Source organism: Paraburkholderia sp. EB58 (assembly GCF_050436665.1).
In the GTDB taxonomy this organism is placed as follows: Bacteria; Pseudomonadota; Gammaproteobacteria; order Burkholderiales; family Burkholderiaceae; genus Paraburkholderia.
Genome location: NZ_JBNDMQ010000008.1, coordinates 43,747 through 62,825 on the forward strand (window position 1 = coordinate 43,747; position 19,079 = coordinate 62,825).

Annotated in this window: 14 protein-coding genes and 1 pseudogene; 8 read left to right on the forward strand and 7 right to left on the reverse strand. The window is 61.8% G+C overall.

Translation table 11 applies throughout. From position 1 onward, the window contains the following. The first annotated feature begins 17 nt into the window (after positions 1 to 17). Complete coding sequence (locus P3T40_RS13645) at positions 18 to 1,193, forward strand: L-rhamnonate dehydratase (protein WP_429268237.1); 1,176 nt, start codon at positions 18 to 20, stop codon at positions 1,191 to 1,193. 27 nt (positions 1,194 to 1,220) lie between these two features. On the opposite strand, the gene P3T40_RS13650 is transcribed toward P3T40_RS13645, so the two are convergent. Continuing rightward, positions 1,221 to 2,147: a LysR substrate-binding domain-containing protein gene (locus P3T40_RS13650; protein WP_429268238.1), complete on the reverse strand. Its 927-nt coding sequence runs from the start codon at positions 2,145 to 2,147 to the stop codon at positions 1,221 to 1,223. Between the two features lie 136 nt (positions 2,148 to 2,283). Between P3T40_RS13650 and P3T40_RS13655 the strand changes: the two are divergent. Together P3T40_RS13655 and P3T40_RS13660 are read left to right on the forward strand one after the other, a co-directional pair. Next, positions 2,284 to 3,054, forward strand: a pseudogene (locus P3T40_RS13655) (transporter substrate-binding domain-containing protein). 65 nt (positions 3,055 to 3,119) lie between these two features. Next, the gene (locus tag P3T40_RS13660) at positions 3,120 to 4,235 is read left to right on the forward strand and encodes a succinylglutamate desuccinylase/aspartoacylase family protein (RefSeq protein WP_429268239.1); all 1,116 of its coding nucleotides are present in this window, start codon (positions 3,120 to 3,122) and stop codon (positions 4,233 to 4,235) included. A 132-nt stretch (positions 4,236 to 4,367) separates the two neighbouring features. Here the strand turns inward: P3T40_RS13660 and P3T40_RS13665 are convergent, their stop codons facing one another. After that, entirely contained in the window at positions 4,368 to 6,500 is a 2,133-nt protein-coding gene (locus P3T40_RS13665) for a phosphocholine-specific phospholipase C (protein ID WP_429268240.1), read from the reverse strand. A gap of 63 nt (positions 6,501 to 6,563) precedes the next feature. Further along, positions 6,564 to 6,947, reverse strand: a complete 384-nt coding sequence (locus P3T40_RS13670; protein ID WP_429268241.1) for a hypothetical protein — start codon at positions 6,945 to 6,947, stop codon at positions 6,564 to 6,566. 216 nt (positions 6,948 to 7,163) lie between these two features. Here P3T40_RS13670 and P3T40_RS13675 point away from each other — a divergent pair, with 216 nt between their 5' ends. The 4 genes from P3T40_RS13675 (at position 7,164) to P3T40_RS13690 (ending at position 14,634) form a co-directional block, all read left to right on the forward strand. Next, positions 7,164 to 9,113 (forward strand): amylo-alpha-1,6-glucosidase, encoded by a 1,950-nt coding sequence (locus P3T40_RS13675; protein ID WP_429268242.1) that lies wholly within the window; start codon positions 7,164 to 7,166, stop codon positions 9,111 to 9,113. Between the two features lie 94 nt (positions 9,114 to 9,207). Then, the gene (locus P3T40_RS13680) at positions 9,208 to 11,931 is read left to right on the forward strand and encodes an MGH1-like glycoside hydrolase domain-containing protein (RefSeq protein ID WP_429268243.1); all 2,724 of its coding nucleotides are present in this window, start codon (positions 9,208 to 9,210) and stop codon (positions 11,929 to 11,931) included. 154 nt (positions 11,932 to 12,085) lie between these two features. Further along, positions 12,086 to 13,684 carry a glucose-6-phosphate dehydrogenase gene (zwf, locus tag P3T40_RS13685; protein ID WP_429268244.1) on the forward strand — a complete coding sequence of 533 codons (1,599 nt, stop codon included), beginning with the start codon at positions 12,086 to 12,088 and terminating at the stop codon, positions 13,682 to 13,684. Between the two features lie 185 nt (positions 13,685 to 13,869). After that, a complete protein-coding gene (locus P3T40_RS13690) occupies positions 13,870 to 14,634 on the forward strand; it encodes an ROK family protein (RefSeq protein WP_429268451.1) in 765 nt (254 codons plus the stop codon). Positions 14,635 to 14,724: 90 nt separating this feature from the next. On the opposite strand, the gene P3T40_RS13695 is transcribed toward P3T40_RS13690, so the two are convergent. From P3T40_RS13695 to P3T40_RS13710, 4 genes are all read right to left on the reverse strand, one after another. Further along, complete coding sequence (locus tag P3T40_RS13695) at positions 14,725 to 15,720, reverse strand: aldo/keto reductase (RefSeq protein ID WP_429268245.1); 996 nt, start codon at positions 15,718 to 15,720, stop codon at positions 14,725 to 14,727. A gap of 56 nt (positions 15,721 to 15,776) precedes the next feature. Beyond that, a complete protein-coding gene (locus P3T40_RS13700) occupies positions 15,777 to 16,982 on the reverse strand; it encodes a hypothetical protein (protein ID WP_429268246.1) in 1,206 nt (401 codons plus the stop codon). 228 nt (positions 16,983 to 17,210) lie between these two features. Continuing rightward, entirely contained in the window at positions 17,211 to 17,516 is a 306-nt protein-coding gene (locus P3T40_RS13705; RefSeq protein WP_429268247.1) for a HigA family addiction module antitoxin, read from the reverse strand. Positions 17,517 to 17,590: 74 nt separating this feature from the next. Beyond that, positions 17,591 to 17,902, reverse strand: a complete 312-nt coding sequence (locus tag P3T40_RS13710) for a hypothetical protein (RefSeq protein WP_429268248.1) — start codon at positions 17,900 to 17,902, stop codon at positions 17,591 to 17,593. 322 nt (positions 17,903 to 18,224) lie between these two features. On the opposite strand from P3T40_RS13710, the gene P3T40_RS13715 reads away from it, so the two are divergent. Further along, positions 18,225 to 19,004: a ProQ/FINO family protein gene (locus tag P3T40_RS13715; RefSeq protein ID WP_429268249.1), complete on the forward strand. Its 780-nt coding sequence runs from the start codon at positions 18,225 to 18,227 to the stop codon at positions 19,002 to 19,004. The last annotated feature ends 75 nt before the right edge of the window (positions 19,005 to 19,079 follow it).

Sequence of the window (19,079 nt, forward strand, 5' to 3'; positions counted from 1 at the left end):
CCGAGGAGCTGACGTCCATGAAAATCAAACACATCCGCACGCGCGTTTTCGAATGGAAAGGCAAGGTCGTGCCGCCGCAAGCGCATTTTTGCACCAACGCTGTCGACATTCTCTACGAGCGCGGCGACGCTATGGGGTCGTTCCGCTTTCACGGCTGGCTGGTAGTGGAAGTGGAGACTGACGACGGCATCATCGGCATCGGCAATTGTGCACTGGCGCCGCGCGTGGCCAAGCAGATCATCGACGAATACCTCGTACCGATTGCGCTCGGCGAAGACCCGTTCGACAACGAATACATCTGGCAGAAGATGTACCGCCGCACGCTGGCATGGGGCCGCAAAGGCATTGGCATGGCCGCCATCTCGGCGATCGACATTGCGCTGTGGGACATCATGGGCAAGGCGGTGAAGAAGCCGGTGTTCAAGCTGCTCGGTGGACGCACCAAGGAGAAAATCTGGTGCTATGCGTCGAAGCTTTATAACAACGACGATCGCGACGCGTTCCTCGGCGAGGCCAAGGGGTATCTCGACCAGGGCTTCACGGCGATGAAGATGCGCTTCGGCTACGGTCCCAAGGACGGCCCGAAGGGCATGGCGAAAAATCTCGAACAGGTACGCCTGTTGCGCGAACTGGTGGGCGACGAGGTCGACATCATGGTGGAGTGCTACATGGGCTGGACGCTCGAATACGCACGCCGCATGTTGCCGCGTCTTGCCGAATTCAACCCCCGCTGGATCGAGGAACCGGTGATTGGCGACGACATCGAGGGATACCAGGAACTGAAGAAGATGAACATCATGCCGGTGTCGGGCGGCGAGCATGAGTTCACGATCTATGGGTTCAAGGATCTGCTCGAGCGGCGTGCGGTCGACGTGATCCAGTACGACACGAATCGCGTGGGCGGCATTACCGCCGCGCGCAAGATCAATGCGATGGCGGAGGCATGGTCGGTGCCGGTGATTCCGCATGCGGGACAGATGCACAACTATCACCTGACGATGTCCACCACCGCGAGCCCGATGTCCGAGTTCTTTCCGGTGTTCGACGTGGAAGTGGGCAACGAGTTGTTCTACTACATATTCGAAGGCGAGCCGCAGCCGGAGGGGGGCTTCCTGCAGCTTTCCGATGAGACGCCTGGACTTGGCATCACGCTAAGCGACAAATATCTCGGCGACTTCAACATTATCGAATAAGACGGGCTACCAGAGGACGACGCGCCGCTATCCGGCCCGCGCGCGGACGGTGCGGGTGTACGACGCGATCATGGTTGCGAGTTCCTGCGCGGCCGGCGTCACCGGAATAGCCGCGCGCTGCAGCAAGCAGACGTTCTGCTCGACGGCGCGCTCGCGCACGGGGATCGAAGTCAGCGTCTGAGCAAACAGCGGATGCCGCGTCACAATCGACGACTCGAGCGAGAGGCAATCCGTTTCCCCGACCAGATGCAGGCTCTCGAACAGCCCCTCCACCGTTGCGATGATCCTGGGCGGCGGCAGGCCATGGCTTTCAAACATATTGCTCAGGCGGTTGGCCTGTGGGTCGTCTGTCAGGTTCGGTGAGCGCGTGGCGATCCAGGCGCAGTCCGTCAGTTCGGCAAGCGAGGTCGCCTTGGTTTTCGGATGACCGCGCCGGCACACGATCACCGGGTCGGAAGGGTAGAGGGTGGTCACGGACAGATCGGTCGTGTCCGTGTACTTCGAGACGAGCGCCGCAGCGAAGTCCAGCGTGCCCTCGCGGATCCAGGCAATCATCATGCGTGAGGTGCCCGTGCGCAGATGCACGGCCACCCGCGGGAAACGTGTGCGGAATTCGGTCAGCACGGGCGCCAGTGTGTCGATCAGCGGCTCAGTGGTCATGCCGAGCGAGACCTCGCCGACATAATCGCCCCGCAACTGCTGCACCTCCTGTTCGACTCGCTCGCACTCGCCGAGAATCGCGCCGGCCCGCTGCAACAGGCGCTGACCCAGTGCCGTCAGCGCGATGCCGCGGTTTGTGCGGGTGAACAGCGTCGCGCCAAGGATCAACTCGAGATTCTGCAATTGCTGGGTGACGCCGCTTTGCGCCGTGCCAAGCGCCCGTGACGCCGCGCGAATGCTGCCGTGTTCGGCAACAGCGGTAAACACACGCAACTGGGATATCGTCAGAGCCATGGTAATCGGTGAGCGGGGTGATCGGTAAATGTGATCATGATAGCCCGCAAGGGCCTTCTTTGAAGCGCCAGCGAGGTTTAGCATGAGCCCGAACCCTACCTCGCCCACGCTCACCTACCTATCTGACCGGCTCTCCATGAAGATTTCGTTGATGATCCTGATCGCCCGCGCTAAGTTTCAGCAGCGGTGCGTTTGCTGCCGACAGCAGCACGCTGCGGCTCGGCATCGACCCGAGTTACCCGCCGATGGACGCCAAAGCGCCGGACGGGAGCGTAAAGGGTTTCGATGTCGATCTGGGCAACGAAATCTGCCGGCGCATCATGCTCATTGCCAATGGGTCGAGCTGGAGTTCTCCGGGATGATTCCGGCACTGCAGGCGCGCAAGATCGACGCGATCATGTCGTCGATGGCGATCACCGCCAAGCGCGAGCAACAGATCCTGTTCTCGTCGAAGCTGTTCCAGTTCAAGTCGCGGCTGGTGGCGAAGCAAGGGTCGGGGCTGAACGACTCGCCGGCGTCGCTGGCCGGCAAGCAGATTGGCGTGCAGTCGGGCACGCAGTTCGAGACCTACGCGCAGGCCAATTGGGCGCCACACGGCGTCAACGTGGTTGCGTACAAAAGCCAGGATGAGGTCTTCACCGATCTGACCAACGGCCGTCTCGATGGCGCGCTGCTGGGCACGGTGGAGGCCGATCAGGGCTTTCTGCGCACGCCGGCCGGCAAGGGCTTTGCGTTTGTCGGCCAGCCGCTCTCGATGGGCGATCGTGGCGTAGGCATCGGCCTGCGCAAGGACGAGTCGGCCTTGCAGGCGTCGATCAACGATGCGATCGCCTCGATGCTCAAGGACGGCACGTACGCGCAGATCGCTCGCAAGTACTTCGATTTCGATCCGTACGGCGGCAATTGAGCGAGCGCGGCCACCGCATTGCGCTCCTTACCGAAAGATAAAACAGGTCCCCACCTCATTCGCACATGAAAAAACAGTCGATTCCACTTCTGTCACCCGCCATCGGTACGCACCGTGAACTGGTGAGCTTCCATTTCGGCCCTACGGATAGCGGGCAGAAAATCTACCTGCAGTCCACTTTGCACGCTGACGAAACGCCTGCGATGCTGACCACGGTGCTGTTGAAGCGTCGTCTGCTTGAACTCGAGGCGCAAGGTGCGCTGGCTGCCGAGATCGTGGTCGTGCCTGTCGCCAATCCGGTTGGGCTCGGGCAATACGTGCTGGGGCAGTTTCTCGGGCGTTTCGATCTGGGCAGCGGCAAGAACTTCAACCGCCATTTCCTGCAGTTCACGCGCCTGCTTGAGCGCGCCAAAGGATCACTCGGACCGGACGTGGTGGCCAACCGTCAGATTGTCCGGCAACTGGTAAGCGAACAACTGGAACAGCACAAGCCGCTGACCGAGTTCGAATCGCTGCAACTGGCGTTGCTGAAACTCTCGTTCGATGCCGACGTGGTGATCGATCTGCATTGCTCGCTGGAGGCGGTGATGCATGTGTACACGAGCGAGTCCGCGTGGGCCGACTTCGAGCCGCTTGCGCGATATCTCGGTTCGCAGGCGTCCCTGCTCGCTACCAACTCGGGCGGTGAAGCGTTCGACGAGACGCACAGCTTGTTGTGGTGGCAACTGCAGCAAAACCTGCCGGCACATCAACCGGTCGACAACGGTACGATCGCCGTGACGGTGGAATGCCGCGGCCAGCGCGACGTGTCGTACGCGGTGGCGCAACAGGATGCGGACGCGCTGATCGATTATCTGACGTACCGCAAAGCGATTCGCGGTCAGGCGAAGCCGCTTCCTGAGCTGCTTACGCCAGCGACACCGCTCGCCGGCAGCGAGCAGTTCTATGCACCGGTCAGCGGGATTTTGGTGCACCGGGCGAACATTGGCGACACGATTCGCGTAGGCGATCCGCTGTTCGATATCGTCGATCCGTTGACGGACGAAACCACCACGATCAGCAGCAAGACAGAGGGTATTTTCTACATGCGCCGCGCGATCCGCTTTGTCACTGCGGGTGCGCCGCTCGGGCGCGTGACCGGCACGCGGGCCGTGCGTACTGGAGTGTTGTTGGGGGCGTGAAGGGGGTGACGTCAGCGGCTTAAGGCTTAGCACCTCACGTGCCATCCCTCCGCTGAACCCGCCAGGCATCGATCCTGCACACGTGTCTAACGCGACGCGTGTCGATTGATGCCCGGCGGCACCTCAGAGACTTCAGACCACGGTCAACGTCGGCGCGACAGCCGCCGGATCGCTGATACTCGGACGGCCGTTTTCGACGTGGCCGGCGAGGCGGCGAGCGAAACTGGCGTCTTCAACGCTGCTGACAGTCAGATCGTACCAGTGATGGCTGGACGCCAGCACCCATGCCTCTTCGATCTGCGCGCCGGGCGGCACGATCACCTGGCGCGGACGGGCGCCGTACGCGTTGTCCGTCACCGTCAAACGTGCAATACCGCGCCCCTTGTTGCTAAACGCGAGGAACACATTGCCGTTCGCGACATCGTAATGCGTGCGGACTTCCGGCAGCGACGGCTTGCTGTTGTTTTGCGTCCGCGTTTGAGCGGCGTTGCCGGCGAACTTGCGCACAAATCCGTTCGGGCCGAACACCTCGAACGTGTACACGCCGCTTGTCGTCGTCAGGTCGAACGTCTCCGTCAACGACTTGCCTGCGCCGACGGTATAGCGCCACGGTCCGTCGGTGCGGTTGGTGGCGTACACGTAGAAGTGCGCGCCTTGCTCGCCGGTGTTGGCCAGTTCGATCGTGAAGGTGTTCTGCGCGGCTTCGAGCCGACCGTTCACATGCAGTTCATACGGCAGCGCGCGGGCGAAGCGGATGCCGGACTCCTGCGCATCGAACGGACCCGGCGTGGCGGGCACGACCGGCTTCGGGTTCGTCGCACATTGGTTGTTGGCGGTCGTGATGTAGTTGCTCGTATCGGGGAGCGGCGGCATCGTTGCGTCCGGCGTGCGGAAGTCGAACGCCTTCGTCAGATCGCCGCACACGGCACGGCGCCATTCCGTGATGTTCGGCTCCTGCACGCCGAAACGCGCTTCGATGAAGCGGATCACCGAGGTGTGATCGAACACCTGCGAGCAGACAAAACCGCCCTTGGTCCACGGCGAAACGATCGTCATTGGCACGCGCGGTCCGAGGCCGTAGGGCAGGCCGTCGGCGGTGTAACTGCCGCCGCGCAACGGGTTCACGACGGTGTGAATTTCGCCTTCCACGCTGACCGTCGACTGGCCCTGCGCTGCCGTCGTAGCCGGCTGCGGCGGCACGAGGTGATCGAAGAAACCGTCGTTCTCGTCGTACATGATGAACAGCACTGTCTTGCTCCAGACTTCCGGATTCGACGTGAGCGCATCGAGGATCTGCGAGGTGTATTCCGCGCCATAGGCCGGCGTGTAGCTCGGATGCTCCGAGTACGCGGCGGGCGGGCACAGCCATGAGACTTGCGGCAGGTTCCCCGCGAGCACGTCGTTCTTCAGGTCGACGATGGTGCGGACCGTCTGCGCGCGTTCGTACAGCGCGGAGCCCGGCTGTGCATTGATGTAGTTGACGAAGTTCTGCAGGATGTTGGTGCCGTAGTTGCCGTTCAGCGGATCGTCGCCCGTCAGCCCCTGCTGATAGACCTGCCACGAAATGCCTGCGGCCTGCAGACGTTCCGGATAGGTGGTCCAGGAGAGCAGCGCATACTTCGGCGGCCCGTCGCCGTCCACGTAATCATTGTTGTCGAGCAGCGGGCCGCCCATCGTGCCGCTCGGATCCACCATGCCCGTCATCAGGTACGAGCGGTTCGGGTGGGTCGGGCCGGGCAGCGAGCAGAAGTAGGCGTCGCAAACCGTAAAGGCATCGGCCAATGCGTAGTGAAACGGAATGTCGCTACGCAGGTAGTAGCCCATCGTCATGTCGGTCTTGTACTGGGGCCATTGGTTGTACGCGCCGTTGTTGATCGCATAGTGCGTCGGATACCAGTTGTGGTCGAGATCGCCGATACACTGCGCGCTGGTGGTCTGTGTGTTCAGGTGGAACGGCAGCACCGGTTGCGCGGCGTTTTCTTTCGACGGCTGATACCACACCGGCTGCTGGCCGCCCGGCAGCGGAATCGGGAAACGGTCGTTGTAACCACGCACACCGCGCATATGGCCGAAGTAGTGGTCGAACGAACGGTTCTCTTGCATGAACACCACGATGTGCTCGACATCCTGAATGGTTCCGGTGCGCGAATTGGCCGGTATGGCCAGCGCATTGCGGATCGATTCGGGGAATGCGGCCAGCGCGGCGGCTGCACCAGCGGATGATGCGACGGTCTGCAGGAAACGGCGACGGCTATTTGAGGTCATTGATTATCACCTTCTGCGGGGGTAAAGAATGGCGCGACTGTGGCGCCGGGGGGAATCCAGTGGTCAATTGTTTTTGCCGCTCTGGTCGCTGTCGCCAGGCGCGTAGTGCAGCACGGGCGTGACTTGCTGGCTGTCTGCCGCGAGGCTCGCTTCCACGCTTTGCACGGCGTTATCAGGTGCGGTGCCAGGCGCGGCGTTTGGACCCGTGTTGTCGGGTACGTTAGCGAGCGTTGCCGATGCGCCGAATGCAAGGGGAGGCGTCAGCGCAGGGCTTGTCTCTTGAGCGAACGGAGTAGTGACGGACGTAGCCGCAGACGTAGCCGAGTTAGGTGCGGCACTGCTCTGATCGGTGCTCGCCGATGTGCCGTCATCTGGCCCGCATGCGGATAGCATGATGGTTGTAAGTGCAACGAGTACAGCCGTGGCCGCGACGTGATGTCTTCTCATTTCTGCATCCAGGTTCGGGTTAGCGCATGCAGTCTCCAGAGAGTTGAAGAAGAATTTATGAAATATGGTGTAACGTTTGCGAGCCGCTAAAACAGGGTGAAAATTGTCGGTTGTTCGAAAGGGGTTCGACACATTGGGTTAAGAAAAGCCCCTCCGTTTCGCCTTGTTGATCGACAAATCGGTAATATCGAATCGGTACCAACGGTAGGCGTAAAAATGACGCGCATCGATAAGCCTTTCGATTCCTTTCAGCTCGAGCATGAGTGGCTCGAAGCCGATGGCTTTGGCGGTTTCGCATCCGGAACCATCGGCACAGCGCGTACGCGCCGCTATCACGCGCTGCTGCTGGCGGCGACTCATCCGCCAGGCGGACGCATGGTGCTGGTGAACGGCGTCGAAGCGTGGCTCGAGGCGAACGGCAAGCGCTATCCGCTGAGCATGCAGCGCTATGTGCCCGACCTGGTGTATCCCGACGTGTCCTCCAGCTTGCTGGGCTTCGATACGCAACCGTGGCCGACCTGGCGCTTCCAACTCGATGGAGAGGCGGTCCTGATCGCCGAGGTAGTCGTGGCAAAGGCGACGTGTGAGACGGCGTTGCGCTGGCGCCTCGAACGCGGCATTGCGGGCGACACCACAGCGAGCAGCTATACGTTGCACGTGCGGCCGCTGCTATCGGGCCGCGACTACCATGCACTGCACCATGAAAACGCTGCGTTCAATTTCAATGCGGACGTGGATGAAGCTCACGGTCACGTGAGCTGGCAGCCATACGGCGATGTGCCCGTGATCCATGCTTCGACCAACGGTACGTACACGCATGCGCCGGATTGGTATCGAAACTTCTGCTACGTGCGGGAGCGCGAACGCGGGCTCGATTTCAGCGAAGATCTCGCGACGCCAGGCGTGTTTACCTTCTCGCTTGCCGATGCCGAAGCGTTGATGATCCTGCAAGCCGGCTCCCCGCCGGACACGACGCCGGCAGTCGAGCGCTTCAAGGCGCTTGCCGACGCTGAATATGCGCGGCGTAACGCGTTCGCCTCGCGCCTGCATCGGTCCGCCGATGCTTATCTGGTGGCGCGCGACGGTGGTCGGACCGTGCTCGCAGGTTTTCCATGGTTTACCGATTGGGGACGCGATACCTTCATCGCGATGCGCGGCTTGCTGCTGACGTCAGGGCGTCTGGCAGCGGCGGAGGCGATTCTGCTCGAATGGGCTAATACGCTCTCCGAAGGGATGCTGCCGAACCGCTTTCCCGACTACGGCAGCACGCCGGAGTACAACGCCGTCGATGCCTCGCTATGGTTCGTTGTTGCAGTGCACGACTATCTTGCGGCAGAGCACGCTTCCGACAGCACGCGCACACGCTTGCAGCAGGCGGTAGAGGCCATTCTCACCGGCTATAGCCGTGGCACGCGTTTCAACATTCGTGCCGATGACGACGGTCTGCTGCGCTCGGGAGTGCCAGGCGTGCAACTGACGTGGATGGATGCGAAGGTCGGCGACTGGGTCGTGACCCCGCGCATTGGCAAGCCGGTCGAAGTGCAGGCGCTCTGGATCAACGCGCTGCGCATTGCGGCCCGCTGGAATGCGCAATGGCAGGAGGCTGCGGCACGGGCGTCGCAGGCGTTTCAAGAACGGTTTGTCGATCCGGCGACCGGCGCATTGTTCGACAACGTCGATGTGGATCATGTCGCGGGCGCCATCGATCGATCGATCCGGCCGAACCAGATTTTCGCGGTGGGCGGCTTGCCGTTCCCGTTGCTTGAAGGGCCGGCGGCACGCGCAGTGGTCGATCAGGTGGAGGCACATCTGTTGACGCCGCTGGGTTTGCGCACTCTCGCGCCTTCCGATCCTGCTTATCGAGGACGTTACGCGGGCAGTGTGGTGGAGCGCGACGGTGCCTATCACCAGGGAACGGTGTGGCCGTGGCTGATAGGGCCGTTCGTCGAGGCGTGGTTGCGCGTGCACCAACCGGACGAGGGGGCGAAGGCGCAGGCGCGCACGCGTTTTCTTGCGCCTCTGGTCGAGCATCTGGATCACGATGGCCTCGATCACATCTGCGAAGTCGCCGACGGTGATGCACCGCATCAACCTGGCGGTACGCCGTTTCAGGCGTGGTCGATGGGGGAATTGTTGCGGGTGAAGCGGATGCTGGGGAATGGTTAGGTGAACCGCAGGTGCCCACGCCGACGCACCCGCTACTCAAAAAGCGCTACGATGTGAGTCCCACCGCCAAGCTCGAAAAGCAAGGGAACGCTCCATGCCGCCGCTGCGTGCCGCCAATCTGCTCGCAACCATCGAAGGCGCCCGCCTCCACTCCAGCGAATGCGCCCGTTGGCAACGCTGGGGCCCCTACTTGAGCGAGCGTCAATGGGGCACGGTGCGCGAGGATTACAGCGAAAACGGCACCGCTTGGGACCATTTCCCGCACGATCTGGCCCGTAGCCGCGCTTATCGCTGGGGTGAGGACGGCATTGCCGGCTTCGGCGACGACAAACTGAGCTGGTGCGTTTCTCTCGCGCTCTGGAACCGTCAGGATCCGATCCTCAAAGAACGCCTGTTCGGTCTCACCAACGCGCAGGGCAATCATGGCGAGGACGTCAAGGAGCTGTACTTTTACCTCGACGGCACGCCCACCCATTCCTATATGCGCATGCTGTACAAGTACCCGCATGCCGCGTATCCGTATGACGATCTGATCCAGGAAAATGCCCGGCGCGGCGCCGATATGGCCGAGTACGAAGTGCTCGACACCGGCGTGTTCGACGACGAATGCTATTTCGACGTACAGGTTGAATACGCCAAGCACACGCCCGAAGACATCGTGATGCGGGTCACCGTCGAAAACCGTGCGGACCATGCCGCCGCGCTCGACGTGCTGCCGCAGATCTGGGCGCGCAACACCTGGTCGTGGAAGGCTACGAAGGACCGTCCGTCGCTCACGAAGCGAACGGCGCGCGGCGAAACGCGTCTGGTGGGACGCGAGCAAGGGCATGACCCCATCGTCGTTACCGCGTGGTCGAAAGACCTGCCCGAGCTGACGTGGCTCTTCTGCGAAAACGACACGAACGTCAAACGCCTCTTCGGCATGGACGGCGCAGGCCCGTTCAAGGATGGCTTCAACGACTACCTCGTGCACGGCGACGCGCAAGCGGTGCGGTCCGATGCAGGCAGCAAGGCCGCCGCGCACGCGCCCCTCGAGCTGGAGCCGTATGGTCGCGCCGTGATCTATCTGCGCTGGCACCCGGAGTCCGCGGTGGACGACATGCCGCTCGACGTCGACGCGTTGTTTGCCCGCCGCCTTGCCGAAGCCGACGCGTTTTATGCGGCGTTGCAGCAGGATATGCCCGATCCCGATGCGCGGCTGGTGCAACGGCAGGCGCTGGCCGGCATGCTGTGGTCCAAGCAGTACTACCAGTTCGACGTCCATCGCTGGCTGGAAGGCGATCCGGCGCAACCCACGCCTCCCGCGAGCCGTAAGCACGGTCGAAATGCCGACTGGCGCCATCTGTGCAACGCAGACATCGTGTCGATGCCCGACAAGTGGGAATACCCGTGGTACGCGTCGTGGGATCTGGCTTTCCACGCGGCGGCGTTCGCGCTGATCGATCCACAGTTCGCCAAGCGTCAGTTGCTGCTGCTCGTGAAAGACCGTTATCAGCATCCCAACGGTCAGTTGCCGGCCTACGAGTGGGCCTTTGGCGACGCCAATCCGCCGGTCCATGCATGGGCCGCGTGGCGTGTCTATGAAATCGACCGGGCGCTCACCGGGAAGGGCGATCGCGATTTTCTCGAGCTCGTGTTTCACAAGCTCCTGCTGAATTTTTCGTGGTGGGTGAACCGCAAGGACGCCGACGGCCACAATATCTTCCAAGGTGGCTTTCTCGGGCTCGACAACGTCGGCATCTTCGACCGTTCGGCGCCGCTGCCGACCGGCGGCCACATCGACCAGGCCGACGGCACCGCATGGATGGCGGCCTACGCGCTCGATCTGATGCGAATCGCCCTGGAGCTCGCGTTTGCCAATCACGTGTTCGTCGATATCGGCGTGAAGTTCTTCGAGCACTTCCTGTACATCGCCGAGGCCGTCAGTTGCGACGACGGTTGCGAGACGGGCCTGTGGGATAACGCAGACGAATTCTTCTACGACAAGCTGAGGCTGCCCGACGGTTCCAATGTGCCGATGCGGGTGCGCTCGATCGTCGGACTGATTCCGCTTTTTGCGGTGCATGTGCTTGAAGAGCGGCTGCACGGTTCGCTGCCGGGCTTGCGCGACCGGCTGTTCTGGTTTCTCGACCATCGTCCCGATCTCGCCAAACTGGTGTCGCGCTGGAACGAACCGGGGAAGGGCAACAACCTGCTGCTGTCGCTGCTGCGTGGGCACCGCATGAAGGCATTGTTGCGCCGCGCACTCGACGAGTCAGAATTTCTTTCCGACCACGGCGTGCGGGCGCTATCGCAGGTGCACCGCGACCAGCCATTCGTCTTCAGGCACAACGGCGACAGTTTTTCGGTCAAGTATCTGCCGGCCGAATCGGATTCGCGCGTGTTTGGTGGCAACTCGAACTGGCGCGGACCGGTCTGGATGCCGGTCAACTACCTGCTGATCGAGTCGCTGTACGAATTTCACCGCTACTACGGCGACGATTTCCGCGTCGAGTTTCCTACCGGTTCCGGTGAAAAGTTCTCGTTGAGCGAAATTGCCGACAAGCTCGCCAAGCGCGCCACCACCCTATTTCTGAAGGACAGCAACGGCGAGCGCCCCGTCATGGGCGCTTATCCGCTGCTGCAGGCTGACCCGCGTTCGAGCGATCTCGTACTGTTCCACGAGTATTTTCACGGTGACAATGGGCGCGGTGTCGGAGCGTCGCATCAGACCGGCTGGAGCGGGCTCGTTGCGCTCCTGCTGCAACCGCGTGTGACGTCGGAGGCAGGCGTCGTGCCGGTTACCGGAGATGTCGAAGCGGCGCTTGTGGCCAAGTAGGGGCGTGCTAAGGGAGAGGGGGTAGGGGCTCAGCGCATGACGGAGTCCCTGCAAGCAGACGTTTCGCGACTGTTTTTGAACTGTGCGGCTACGGGCCTGGTCTTTTATATAACGCCACGTCCGTTCCATTGGCTTCTCTGGATTGAGTGAACCTATGTCGACACCTTCGAACGCACCTGCTTCAACATCCTCCGCCACCAGTCCGAAGCTGGATGTCGGCCCGCACGGGTCCAACGCGGCGGGACCGGCAGGCAAGCATCCTGCACCGCCCTGTACGCTGGTGATCTTCGGCGCGGGCGGCGATCTCACCAAACGCCTTTTGATGCCGGCGCTCTACAACCTCACGGTCGACGGTCTGCTCGATCCGCAAATGAAGATCATCGGCGTGAATCACGGTCAGGTGGAAACCAGCGCATGGGTCGACGATCTGTCCAAGGCCCTGCAGCAGTTTGCTGCCGACAAGGCCAGCACCTTCCACACCTCGAAGCTGGATGAAAAGGCGTGGGGGTCGCTTGCGCAGCGCCTCGAATATGTGGCCGGCGAATTCGAAAGCGACGACACGTTCAATAACCTGAAACAGAAGCTCCAGAACACGCCCGGCGGGAATGTGGTGTTTTATCTCGCGGTCACCTCACGGTTCTTCAAGCCGATTGTCGAGCACCTCGGCAAGGCAGGCCTGCTGAAGGAAGGCGACGACGGCACGGGTTTCCGCCGTATCGTGATCGAAAAGCCGTTCGGCACCGACCTGGCTTCTGCCCGCGATCTCAACGCGCATATCCTGAGTTATGCGAAAGAAGAGCAGATCTATCGCATCGACCACTTCCTCGGCAAGGACACGGTGCAGAGCATCCTCGCGGTGCGTTTTGCCAACGCGCTGTTCGAACCGGTGTGGCGGCGCGAGTACATCGAGTGCGTACAGATTACTGCTTCGGAAACGATCGGCGTGGAAGGGCGCGGCAAGTTTTACGAGCAGACCGGCGCGTTTCGCGACATGGTGCCCAACCACCTGTTCCAACTGCTGGGCATGGTGGCCATGGAACCGCCCAATTCCTTCGACGCCGAAGCCGTGCGCGACAAGAAGGCCGATATCTCTGACGCGATCCAGCCGTTGAAACCGGATGACGTGGTGTTCGGACAGTACGAGAAGGGACCAGCGGGGCCGGGCTATCGTGAAGAACCGGACGTGGCGTCCGACAGCCAGACGGAAACCTACGCCGCGGCGCGCGTGTTCGTCGAGAACTGGCGTTGGGCCGGCGTGCCGTTCTATCTGCGTACCGGCAAGCGTCTTGCAGCGCGCCGCACGGAGATCTCCGTGCAACTGAAGGCGGTGCCTTTCCGCCTGTTTCGCGACACCCCCGTGGACGCACTGACGCCGAATGTGCTGACCTTGCGGATCGATCCGACGCACGGCACGAGTTTCGACTTCAACGTGAAGGCACCGGGGCCCATCATGCAGATGGGCGCGGTGCAGTCGTCCTTCAACTATAGCGATTTTTTCCCGGAACAGCCGAACGTCGGCTACGAAACGTTGTTGTACGACTGCATGCTGGGCGACGCGACGCTGTTTCAGCGCGCCGACAGCATCGAGACAAGCTGGGCCGCGGTAGACGACGTGCTGCATCCGAAGGGCAGTCCGCTGCCGGTGCGCGGCTACCCAGCTGGCAGCGAGGGCCCGGCCGAGGCCGATGCGTTGCTCGCACAAAACGGCCATACTTGGCGGCCTTTGAGCAAGGACGCGGACGCAAAGAAGTAAGGCTCACTACACATCACCAGGGGACCACTGTGGCGACACGTCAAACCAACGTCAAAGGTAACGTCAAGAGCCGTACTAGCGGCACCGGTAAAACCACCGCTGCCAAACGCGTAGCGAAAACCGCAACGAAAGCTGCGCCTAAAGCCGCAGCTAGACCTGCGGCTAAAAGCAGCGCCAGGCGTGGTGTGGAGCAGATCCTTGCGATCGACGTAGGCGGTACGGGACTGAAGGCCGCGATCATCGATGCGCAAGGCAAGATGCTCACCGAGCGCCTGCGCGTGGCGACGCCGCATCCTTGCACGCCCGAGCAACTGGTCGATACGCTGGTCAAGCTGGTCGAGCCGCTGGTTGCGGAGCATCCACCGACGTGCATCTCAATCGGCTTTCCGGGTGTGGTGCGCAACAACCGCATACTGACGGCGCCGCATTTCGGCGACGTGGGCTGGCACGACATTCCGCTTGCGGAGTCGCTAGCCACGCGGCTTGGCGGCTTGCCGGTGCGCATGATCAACGACGCCGAGGTGCAGGGCTTCGCAGTCATCGAAGGCCACGGCATTGAGTTCGTGCTGACGCTTGGCACGGGCGCGGGCACGGCGCTGTTCCGCGATGGCGAATTGATGCCTCACCTCGAACTGGCCCATCATCCGGTCAGCAAGAATCGCGCGTACGACGAATACATCGGCGACGCCGCGCGCATGAAGGCGGGTAACAAGCGCTGGAATAACCGCGTCGAGAAGGTCATCGGCATTCTTGCGTCGCTGGTGAACTACGACAAGCTGTGGATTGGCGGCGGCAACGCTGCGCGCCTCACGTTCAAGCTGCCGGCGAATGTAGCGGTGGTGTCGAACGACGCCGGTATCGAAGGCGGCGCGCGACTCTGGCATCCGCTCTCATTGCGCGACACGCGGCAATTGCCCGAAGCGACCCAGCGCACGGGCGCGTTCGAGTGATGCAACTGTAATGCGCGTGCGTCGTTGCGCGCGCAACCTTTAGCTGTGCAAGAGGCGCGGTACTTCGAGCGAAGTGCCGCGCTTCGTCATTTAGCGCGCCGCGTCGCCCCAGCGGTACTCGTGCGTCACATCGTCGAGTTGCGCTTTCAGTTCCGCATCGAGCGTGAGATCGACTGCACTGAGCGTGTCCGTCAGTTGATCGGGACTGCTCGCGCCGATGATCGCCGAGGTGATCAGCGGATTGGCGAGCACCCAGGCCAGCGACGTCTTCGTCAGCGAGGCGCCGGATTCCACCGCAATGGCCCGCAGTTTGTCGATCGTTTCGAATTCGCGCTTGTGCCAGTAGCGTTCCTGATACATCGCGCCGGCTTTCCCAACGGTTGCGGTGAAGCGTCCCGCCGCGGGCTGCGCGTCGTGACGGTGCTTGCCGGTCAGCAGGCCTCCTGCCAGCGGGTTATATGGCATGACCGCGAGCTGTTCCTCGCCGGCGAGCGGTAGCAACTCGCGCTCGATCTGCCGGAACAGCAGGTTATAGCGAGGCTGCACGGAGACGAAGCGCGCGACGCGCAGCACATCCGCGCGCCCCAACGCACGCGCCAGCCGGTAAGCCAGGAAGTTCGATACGCCGATATAGCGTGCTTTGCCCGAACGCACGATCACGTCAAGCGCTTCGAGTGTCTCGTCAAGCGGCGTCTCATGGTCGTCGGAGTGCAACTGGTACAGGTCCACATAGTCGGTGCCGAGGCGGCGCAGCGACGTGTCGATGGCATCGAGCAGGTGTTTGCGCGAGGCGCCCTGATCCCACGGCGACGGCCCGACCTTCCCCACTGCCTTGGTCGCGACGATAAAGCGATCGCGCTTACCCTTCAACCAGCGGCCGACGATCTCTTCGGTGCGCCCCGCGATATTTTCTCCGCCGCCGAGCGGGTAGACATCCGCCGTATCAATGAAGTTGACTCCGGCTTCCGCTGCCCGATCGAGGATGCTGTGCGAGACCGACTCTTCGGTCTGTAAGCCGAACGTCATCGTGCCAAGACACAAACGTGAAACGCTTAGGCCGGTGCGGCCGAACTTACGATATTGCATGGTGGACTCCACGAGAGGAACAGACTGCCGATTGCGTGAAGCGAAAAGCATAGCGCTTATCCACGATTGGCGTCGGCGGGACGGCAAGTGTCCTGCGGCTTGCCAAAACACACGCCTACGCCAGCGAGGCATGCCATCGCAACGGCGCCGAGCGTGACGAACACATCGCTCGTAGAGAGCAAGCTCGTCAGCACCGCGCCGAAACACGGCGCGATGAACTGCATGAACATTCCCGCAGATTGGAGCGCCGCGCTGGCGCCCGCCACCTGATCCGCGAGGCGGCGGGCGATGAACAACCTGCTCTCGACCCTGAAACGTGCGCCCACGAGTCCGGTTGCAAAGAAAGCGATCGCCAGCATCAACCCGGCCGGATGCAACGGCATCCGGAAGATCCCACCAATGGCGATGAACACGGCGCACGTCACGAACGCAGGTGCAAGGAGCGCGCCGAGGCCTGCTTGCTGTGCGTTGCGTCCCATCGGCAGCAAGCTGCCGAGCACCCCGCCCAGCGCAGAACAGGAGACCACGATACCCAGTACGGACTTGTCGAAGCCGTGGTTCTTCAGCATCAACGGAAACTGATTGTTGACGGCCGCGGCCAGCGCGAAGTAGATGCCGACACAGAGCAATAGCGGCACGATGGGCCCGCTGAAGGGGGCTCGCTGCACAGCTTGCTCGTCAGGGGCTGCTAGTACCGAGGACGCCGCTTTACCGTTCGACGCCGAGGCCAGCATCAGGATGATCGCGGCGGCGATCAACACAATCGACGCGAGCATCGTGTGATTGTCGCCGGCCCACGCGCCGACGATACCGCCGGCCGCGGGCGCACAGATCTTCGCCACGCTTTGGGCCAGACTCAGAAGCCGGAAGGCGCGGCTTTGCTGCGCCTCGTCGACGCAGGTGGTGACGTAGAGCGTCTCGGATGGATCGGTGAAGCCGAGGGCCGCCGATTTCAGCGCGACAATCAGCAGAAATGCAACGAAATTGCCGACCCAAAGGAGCGCGGCCGTCGTGCCCAATGTGAGTGTCAATGCGACGACGAGAACTCGTGTACTGGCATAACGGCTACAAACCTGGCTGATGGTTCGCGTCAGCAGAATGGGCGGCACCAGCAATGCCGCGCTCAAGATGACCAGGTCAAACGGGGTGGCGTCGAATCGATAGGTCGCGATGTTCAGAATCGCGAGAAAGTTGATCCACCCACCGAAGCTGGCAAAGAAGCTGCCGGTTAGAAACGAATAAAAGCGGCGATTCCCGGACATATTCACTCTCAGTGCATATTGGATTTATTGGAGTCCTGCGGCCTAACTAAAAACAGCAAGACGCAACGAGACCTTCGAAGTCTTTCGAATGGTTAACTAAGGAATGCTAAAAAATCAGGGCGAGACGATGCGAACCCTTGGTGACTTAAGGGTTCGATGCTGCTTGCTAACGGGTAGTACGAGTAGTACGGGTAATGCGGATCTTGCTCGCCGTCGAAATGCCGGCGTCTAGAACAGTGCCGGCTGCTGCGCAGATACCATTGGCACGACGTTCAGTTCGTCGAGCCTCAGGCGCGCCTTGGCGAGATCGTGAAGCACTTGCCTTTGTAACCATGTTTCCGCGCCGCCGCCGAACGCCTTGTCGAGGCGCAGCGCCATCTCGGGTGAGATGCCTGCCTTGCCGCTCAACAGATTGGTGAGCGCCTGACGACTGACGCCCAGAACCAGCGCACCCTCGGTGACGGTCAAATTGAACCGCTCAAGGCAGTTCTGCCGGATGGTGATGCCCGGATGGATGAAATCTGAATCGGCCATGGGGTGAACAATATCGACGAATGGAACATCCGTCAACTGACAAGCGCTCCTTGTCATTGGGGCGAATGAGGTTCTCACCGTGCGTGCTTGTCCCGCCAGACTTTCCCGAAGTGCACCGACATAAAAAGTCCAATTGCCAGCGCACCGGCGAGCGGCACGATCAGGTCAGGCGTGAATTCTAGAGTCACAGGGTGACGCGAAAACAGATAAAGGCCGACCAGCAGATTCAAAAAGCCCCACACGAAGTTCACGAGCGCGGAGGAGTCGCCGACACCGTGCGGTTTGGCGAAGGGTGTCGGAAAGGGAGCGCCCTGCAGCCCTGCAACGAGATGCGGGACGCTATTGCAAAGAAAAGCCCCGGCAAAGAAAGCGGCGACGTAGTGCATGAGATGACTTGAGGAAAGGGTGGCGTGAATCAGCGTGCCGTGAAGGTTGCTTTCATGCCGCTGACGAAAACATGCTGACAGTCCGGTCGAAACCGGACAGGCATGGCTAATATGCGAGGGTATCCTCCGTCAGCGACGAGCGCTTGCTGCAGGCGGAAATCCGGCAGCTCGTGCACCTCTACCTGGGTTCGGCCCAGCGTGAGGCGGGGGCGTAGTTTGTGGCCACAACCCGCACCGCGCCTAGGGATGCGCCGGGAGCGTAAATATCGCTTTCCGGTCGAACTGCTACAATCCACGCATTTTCCTCGTCGTAGACTGCATCATGGGCTTTGAACAACTCGCTGCACTGAAAGACCAACTGGCGAAACAGGCTGAAGAGAAACGCATGGCGAAGCGTGCGCAGCACGCCAAGCCGGCGCAGAATGCCAAGCCAGCGAAGCAGGCCGAGGCACCGAAGCAAGCCAAGCCTGGCCGCGCTGCGCCCACGGCTGCTCGCCACGCTCAGGCGCAAAAGGCGCCTGCGCAGAAGTCGAAGCCGGTCGACCCCGTGGTGCTGTCTATCGGCAAGCTGCAGAAGCGGTTCCCGAAAGCGTTCCCCAAGAATCCGGCCCCGAAAGTGCCACTTAAGGTGGGCATTTTCAAGGATCTGCTCGAACACTCGGAAGAACTCGGCCTGAATGAAGCGGCACTGCGCGACGCCATCAAGGTGTGGTGCTGGGGCAGCCGCTATTGGGCATGTGTCGCCGAAAACGCAATGCGCGTCGACCTCAACGGTCAGGACGCAGGTCAGGTGCTGCCGGCGGAAGCGGCGCGTGCGCGCGGCTTGCAGGCCAAGCGGCAAAAGACGAAGAACGCCGCCGCACAAGGTGGCGCTGCTCAACAGGCCGGTGCTGATCAGCAAGGTAGCGCCGTGCAGCAGGACGCTGTGGTCTCGCAAGACGGCAGCGCGGCTCAGCAAGACGGCACAGCGCAAGAAGAGCGTGCGGTTCAGCAGGACGTGGCCGCTCAGCAAAACAGCACTGCTGAGCAAGACGTCGTCGCGCAGCACGACGACGGTGCGTCCCAGCAAGACACCCCGGCCCAACAGGGCAACGTAGCTTAACGAAGCGGCGCCGTCGTCACGACGGCGTCTCGCAACGCGGCAGCGCTCTCCGCTCATCGTGCTCGTCGTCGCTGC

What these genes read in the sequence shown, in the direction of transcription:
- P3T40_RS13645 (WP_429268237.1), top strand. Translation starts at nt 18, where the DNA reads ATGAAAATCAAACACATCCGCACGCGCGTTTTCGAATGGAAAGGCAAG.
- P3T40_RS13650 (WP_429268238.1), bottom strand. Translation starts at nt 2,147, where the DNA reads ATGGCTCTGACGATATCCCAGTTGCGTGTGTTTACCGCTGTTGCCGAA.
- P3T40_RS13660 (WP_429268239.1), top strand. Translation starts at nt 3,120, where the DNA reads ATGAAAAAACAGTCGATTCCACTTCTGTCACCCGCCATCGGTACGCAC.
- P3T40_RS13665 (WP_429268240.1), bottom strand. Translation starts at nt 6,500, where the DNA reads ATGACCTCAAATAGCCGTCGCCGTTTCCTGCAGACCGTCGCATCATCC.
- P3T40_RS13670 (WP_429268241.1), bottom strand. Translation starts at nt 6,947, where the DNA reads ATGAGAAGACATCACGTCGCGGCCACGGCTGTACTCGTTGCACTTACA.
- P3T40_RS13675 (WP_429268242.1), top strand. Translation starts at nt 7,164, where the DNA reads ATGACGCGCATCGATAAGCCTTTCGATTCCTTTCAGCTCGAGCATGAG.
- P3T40_RS13680 (WP_429268243.1), top strand. Translation starts at nt 9,208, where the DNA reads ATGCCGCCGCTGCGTGCCGCCAATCTGCTCGCAACCATCGAAGGCGCC.
- zwf (WP_429268244.1), top strand. Translation starts at nt 12,086, where the DNA reads ATGTCGACACCTTCGAACGCACCTGCTTCAACATCCTCCGCCACCAGT.
- P3T40_RS13695 (WP_429268245.1), bottom strand. Translation starts at nt 15,720, where the DNA reads ATGCAATATCGTAAGTTCGGCCGCACCGGCCTAAGCGTTTCACGTTTG.
- P3T40_RS13700 (WP_429268246.1), bottom strand. Translation starts at nt 16,982, where the DNA reads ATGTCCGGGAATCGCCGCTTTTATTCGTTTCTAACCGGCAGCTTCTTT.
- P3T40_RS13705 (WP_429268247.1), bottom strand. Translation starts at nt 17,516, where the DNA reads ATGGCCGATTCAGATTTCATCCATCCGGGCATCACCATCCGGCAGAAC.
- P3T40_RS13710 (WP_429268248.1), bottom strand. Translation starts at nt 17,902, where the DNA reads ATGCACTACGTCGCCGCTTTCTTTGCCGGGGCTTTTCTTTGCAATAGC.
- P3T40_RS13715 (WP_429268249.1), top strand. Translation starts at nt 18,225, where the DNA reads ATGGGCTTTGAACAACTCGCTGCACTGAAAGACCAACTGGCGAAACAG.